This window comes from Corynebacterium sp., from assembly GCF_030152825.1.
In the GTDB taxonomy this organism is placed as follows: Bacteria; Actinomycetota; Actinomycetes; order Mycobacteriales; family Mycobacteriaceae; genus Corynebacterium.
Genome location: NZ_JASLIP010000023.1, coordinates 1 through 4,703, shown reverse-complemented (window position 1 = coordinate 4,703; position 4,703 = coordinate 1). Strand labels below are relative to the sequence as shown.

Below are 4,703 nucleotides of genomic sequence, written 5' to 3'. Positions count from 1 at the left end.
TCCTTCGTGATCGCGCAGGGGACCGCCACGGTGTTGAACTTCCTGATCCAGCGCTTCGTAATCTTCCGCAACTAGCGGGGGTGCGAGCTGGCTCGTTCCCGTCTCCGTGGTGGACTCTTTGTTAGGACGCCGACCTGCGCGACCAAACCCAGCCATTACTTTTCTGGCAGGGGCTTGAGTAGTTCAATCCGCTGTCGCCCCGGGGCTACAACCCCGGCCTTGATCAGCGTGGACATCTCCCTCGAGGTGGACTCCAGTGTGGTGCCCGCAATCCCCGCGATGTCTTCCCGTCGGATAGGAGCCTCGAGGATCCGGCCGCCGTCGCTTAGGCTCCGCCCGAACTTCCCGTCCAGGTAGTCCAGCGTCTCCAGCACCCGGCTGCGCACCCGAGCCGTGGCATTGTGCACTTTACGGGTCTGCGCCTCCTGCAGCGTGCGTTGCTGCAGGTGCAGCATCGCCGCCCCAACCTGCGGATGTGCGCCCACCATGCGTGTCAGCTTCTCTGCCGGCAAGAACAAGCAGCACACAGTCGTGCTCGCCGAGGCTGTGACGGTGGCCTGCATCTCGCCGGGAATCATCGCCCCCAGCACGTCGCCCTCTCCGCACAGATCCACGGTCAGCTCGTGGCCCTGCTCCGTGGCTTGGGTCAGCCGCACCACCCCGGACATCACCATATATAGCCCCCGTAGGGGCTCACCCTGCGTGTACAGTGGCTCGCCTTCGGCCCACGCGTGGGCGACCACCTGAGAATCGAATGCCGTACGCCCAGCGGCGTCCAAACTACTGGTGAGAGGGGAGTGCTGCATCACGCGATCCCGCAACTCGGGTGGGCAGACGTGTGGCTCAGAGCAGTGTGAAGGCATGCTCCCGATCCTAACCCGCAAGCCCGCGTTTGCCCCGGTCGAGCACCAATTCCGCTCAACTTGATCTGCGTCAAGGAAGCCCGGGGCAAGGCCCCATAACTTGAGAGTTGAAGCAAGGAAACAACAGCAACCACCAGGAAGCATCCAGGCAATCAAGCCCCTTGCACAGCCCCACGAACGGGGAAACAAACCACACACGAGGGAAAAGGAGACCCCAATGTCCAACGCAAACCTGAAGAACATCGTCCTCCGCTCCGACGAATTCTCTTGCCCGAGCTGCGTCAACAAGATCGAGACAAAACTCAACGGCATGTCCGGTGTGGACAGCGCCGAGGTGAAGTTCAGTTCCGGCCGAATCATCATCGATTACGACGCCGACGCGTTGAGCGTCAAGGACCTCGTCGGTGCCGTCGCGGACGTTGGTTATAACGCCAAGCCGAGCGCTTACTAAGCGCCGGATAGCCAACAGCCAGCATGACCGTAAAGAGGCAGATGTGAGCAAGAAAAACACCCCTGACACAGCGAAAACCGCTGTGAAAAACTGGGGACCAGTGGTGGCATCGGGCATCGCCATCGCCATCAGCTGGATCACCGGCATCGAGTGGATCATGCTGGTTGCTGCCGTCATCGCGGGCTACCGCATCGCCATTAGCGCGGTGCAGGCCCTGCGCGTGAAGCTGATCAGCATCGACCTGCTCGTCGTGACCGCCGCCGTGGGCGCGGTCTTCATCGACAACTATTGGGAATCAGCCGCCGTCACCTTCCTCTTCGCCCTGGGTAAGGCGCTCGAGACAGCAACCCTAAGAAAGACCCGCAAGGCCCTCAGCGATCTTGTGGATCAAGCACCCATGACCGCCCGCGTGCTCCGCGAGGGCCCCAATGGGCCCAGCGAAGAAATCGTGGAGCTGTGGGAACTTGAGCCCGGGGACGTCGTCATCGTCAAAAACGGCGAGCAAGTGCCGGTCGACGGCGCCATCGTCCACGGCGTCGGCGGGCTGGACGAGGCCATGATCACGGGCGAATCCATCCCCGCAGAGAAGAAGGACGGCGACCAGGTCTTCGCCGGCACCTGGCTGCGCAGCGGCGCGCTGCGCGTCGAGGCTGTGGACATCGGCTCGGATACCACCCTGGCCAAGATCATTCACCGCGTCGAGGACGCCCAGGATGACCGCGCGAAAACCCAGACCTTCCTGGAGAAATTCAGCCGCTGGTACACGCCGGCCGTCATGATCGGCGCGATTCTGGTCGGCCTGATCACCCGCAACACGGAGCTCGCCCTGACCCTGCTGGTCATCGGCTGCCCAGGCGCGCTCGTCATCAGTATCCCGGTGTCCATCGTGGCCGGTATCGGGCGCGCGGCCCGCGACGGCATTCTCATCAAGGGTGGCGAGTACCTGGAGCAGGCCGCGAAGGTGGACGCCGTGGTCGTCGACAAGACGGGCACGCTGACCCTTGGCCGCCCGGCGCTGACCGATGTGCGCACCCTGCCGGGTTCGCGCTGGTCGGAAAAGGAAATCCTCCAGATTGCCGCGGACGTGGAGAGCGCCTCCGAGCACCCCCTGGCCGCCGCCATTGTGGAAGGCGCGGTGGACCGGAGCGTGCGTGAGGCCGGATTCGTCGCTGATATTCAGGACGCCGATCCGGTGGTGGCCCAGGGGATCACAGCAACCGTGCCGGGTGTCGGCCGAGTGTCCGTGGGCACTGCCGAGCTGCTGGATGATGCGGCGAGCGGCGTTAATGCCGCCCTGGCAGCGGTGGCCGAGCTCAACGAGCAGGGCAAGACCGCGATGATCGTTGGCGTGGACGGTGCGCCGGCCGGCGTGGTGGCCGTGGCTGACGAGGTACGGCCAGAAGCGCGGCCTGCGGTGGAGGCACTCCACAAGGCCGGGGTGAAGGTCGTCATGGCAACGGGTGATGCCAAACCGGTGGCGCGCAACGTCGCTGCCGAGCTGGGCATCGATGAGTTCCACGCAGGCATGCTGCCCGAGACGAAGGTGGACGTGGTCCGCGGGCTGCAGTCTGAGGGCCACACCGTGGCGATGTTGGGCGACGGCGTGAATGACATGCCCGCGCTAGCCACCGCCGAGATTGGCGTGGCGATGGGCGCGGCCGGGTCGCCGGCAACCATCGAGACCGCGGATATCGCGCTCATGGCCGATCGGCTCACGAGGCTTCCTCAGTCGCTGATCCTGGCCAAGCGCACCGCACGCACCATGCGGGTGAACATCTTCATCGCGCTGGCAACGGTGCTGGTCCTGCTGCTGGGAGTGTTCCTCGGTGGCGTGACCATGGCGGTGGGCATGCTGGTCCACGAGGCGAGCGTGCTGCTGGTCATTGCGATCGCCATGACGCTGCTGCGACCCGTGCGGACCTAAGGCCCGCTGGGCGGGGGCCGGCCCTTTCTGGGCCGGTCGAGGCTTGGACCAGTTTCCTCTGGGCTTCAGCCCTGCTACTCCGGGCGCTCGAAGCGCTCCTGGCGGCCCAAAGTGTGCAGCTGGAGCCACTCGCGGAAGCCGGCGACGTCCTTCCTCTGGACCAGGAAGAACCACGCGAAGCGCGCGTACTCCTGCGGCAGCAACCGCCGCATGCCCGGCTGCGACATGAGGTAACCGCGGTTACGGTACGTGAAGTAGCGCTTGAACTCGCCGTCCGGGTACTGCGTGTGCATGCGCCCGCCGAGGATCGGCTTGAACTCCTCCGAACCATCTGGGTGCGCATAAGCACAGGTCAGGCTCGTGCCGAAGCGTAGGCCGCTGCGGACGATGCGGCGGTGGTATTCGACCTCGTCGCCGCGGATGAACAGCCGATAATCCGGCACGCCGATGATCTCCATCGCGCGGGCGGAAATCAGCGCACCGTTGAAGAGGCTCGCGATGCCGGGCAGGAAGTCCCCCTCGAGTTCGGAGACGCGGCGGCGCCACGTGAGCCCCTGGCGCAGCGGGAAGGCCAGGCGATCCGGGTTGTTGATGTTCGTGACCAGCGGAGATACCTGCGCGAGCTGCTCGCGTTCGGCGACGTCCAGCAGGGTGGCGAGGACGTTCTCGTCGGCGGGGCGGCCGTCGTCGTCGGCGCACCAGATGGCGTCGGCGCCCAGGGCGAGTGCTGCGAGGAAGCCGAGGGCGAAGCCGCCCCCACCGCCCAGGTTCGTGCGGCTGGGCAGGTACATCGGGCGGGGACGTCGCTGGGGGACGTCGCCGGCGGAACCGGACGCGCCGGAGCTGGACGCGGACGTCGACGTCGTGGCGTCGTCGTTGCTGGCGGTGTCGTCGGCGGGGAGGTCGTTGTCGGCTTCGTCGGAGGCCTTCGTGATGGCGGCCCCGACGGTCTGGATCTCCGCGAAACGGCGGGCGGCGATCTCCGCGGAGGCGCGGCGGGACTGCGGTTCGCCGCCGAGCTTCGCGTGGACCAGGGTTTCGACCGCGGGGTCGGCGCCGTTGTCCACGACGATCACCCAATCGGGACGACGGGTCTGCTTGGCCACCATGTCGAGGCTGCGTTCCAGCAGGTCAACGCGGTTGTGGGTGACGATCACGGTGGCGATGGTGCCGCGCGGGTCGATGGCGTAGCGCCCCGGGTTGGGTTCGGCGTGGCCTGCGGCCCTGGTGTGGGAGCCGGTGGTGGCGCGGCTGACGCCCGGGGTTGGGGTGCCGGTGTGGCTGGTGGTGTTGCCCTGGGAGCCGGTGAGGCGGGCGATGTTGCTGGTGGCAGCGTTTTTGAGTCCTCGGAGCGCGCATTTCATGGGTGCCACTTTACCTGTTCGGTGAGTGGGCTCTGGCGGCGCGCGCCGGGCTGCCTTGGCCGGTGCGTGTGTCGGCTGCCCGTGCGTGTGCCCGTGCTCCT

4 protein-coding genes are annotated in these 4,703 nt (G+C 66.2%); 2 read left to right on the top strand and 2 right to left on the bottom strand.

Annotated elements, in window-relative coordinates; translation table 11 throughout:
• Window positions 1-155 precede the first annotated feature (155 nt).
• Window positions 156-806, bottom strand: coding sequence for a Crp/Fnr family transcriptional regulator (locus tag Q1V78_RS02875; RefSeq protein WP_300611421.1), 651 nt, complete (start codon window positions 804-806; stop codon window positions 156-158).
• A gap of 274 nt (window positions 807-1,080) precedes the next feature.
• On the opposite strand from Q1V78_RS02875, the gene Q1V78_RS02870 reads away from it, so the two are divergent.
• Both Q1V78_RS02870 and Q1V78_RS02865 read left to right on the top strand, forming a co-directional pair.
• The gene (locus tag Q1V78_RS02870; RefSeq protein ID WP_070757847.1) at window positions 1,081-1,314 is read left to right on the top strand and encodes a heavy-metal-associated domain-containing protein; all 234 of its coding nucleotides are present in this window, start codon (window positions 1,081-1,083) and stop codon (window positions 1,312-1,314) included.
• A gap of 157 nt (window positions 1,315-1,471) precedes the next feature.
• Window positions 1,472-3,238, top strand: a complete 1,767-nt coding sequence (locus tag Q1V78_RS02865) for a cation-translocating P-type ATPase (RefSeq protein ID WP_300611423.1) — start codon at window positions 1,472-1,474, stop codon at window positions 3,236-3,238.
• 74 nt (window positions 3,239-3,312) lie between these two features.
• Here Q1V78_RS02865 and Q1V78_RS02860 read toward each other — a convergent pair whose 3' ends face one another.
• A complete protein-coding gene (locus tag Q1V78_RS02860; RefSeq protein WP_300611416.1) occupies window positions 3,313-4,602 on the bottom strand; it encodes a glycosyltransferase family 2 protein in 1,290 nt (429 codons plus the stop codon).
• Window positions 4,603-4,703: the final 101 nt, after the last annotated feature.

Excerpts from the sequence above, each read along its gene's own strand:
- Q1V78_RS02875 (WP_300611421.1), bottom strand. The coding sequence starts at position 806 with ATGCAGCACTCCCCTCTCACCAGTAGTTTGGACGCCGCTGGGCGTACG.
- Q1V78_RS02870 (WP_070757847.1), top strand. The coding sequence starts at position 1,081 with ATGTCCAACGCAAACCTGAAGAACATCGTCCTCCGCTCCGACGAATTC.
- Q1V78_RS02865 (WP_300611423.1), top strand. The coding sequence starts at position 1,472 with ATGCTGGTTGCTGCCGTCATCGCGGGCTACCGCATCGCCATTAGCGCG.
- Q1V78_RS02860 (WP_300611416.1), bottom strand. The coding sequence starts at position 4,602 with ATGAAATGCGCGCTCCGAGGACTCAAAAACGCTGCCACCAGCAACATC.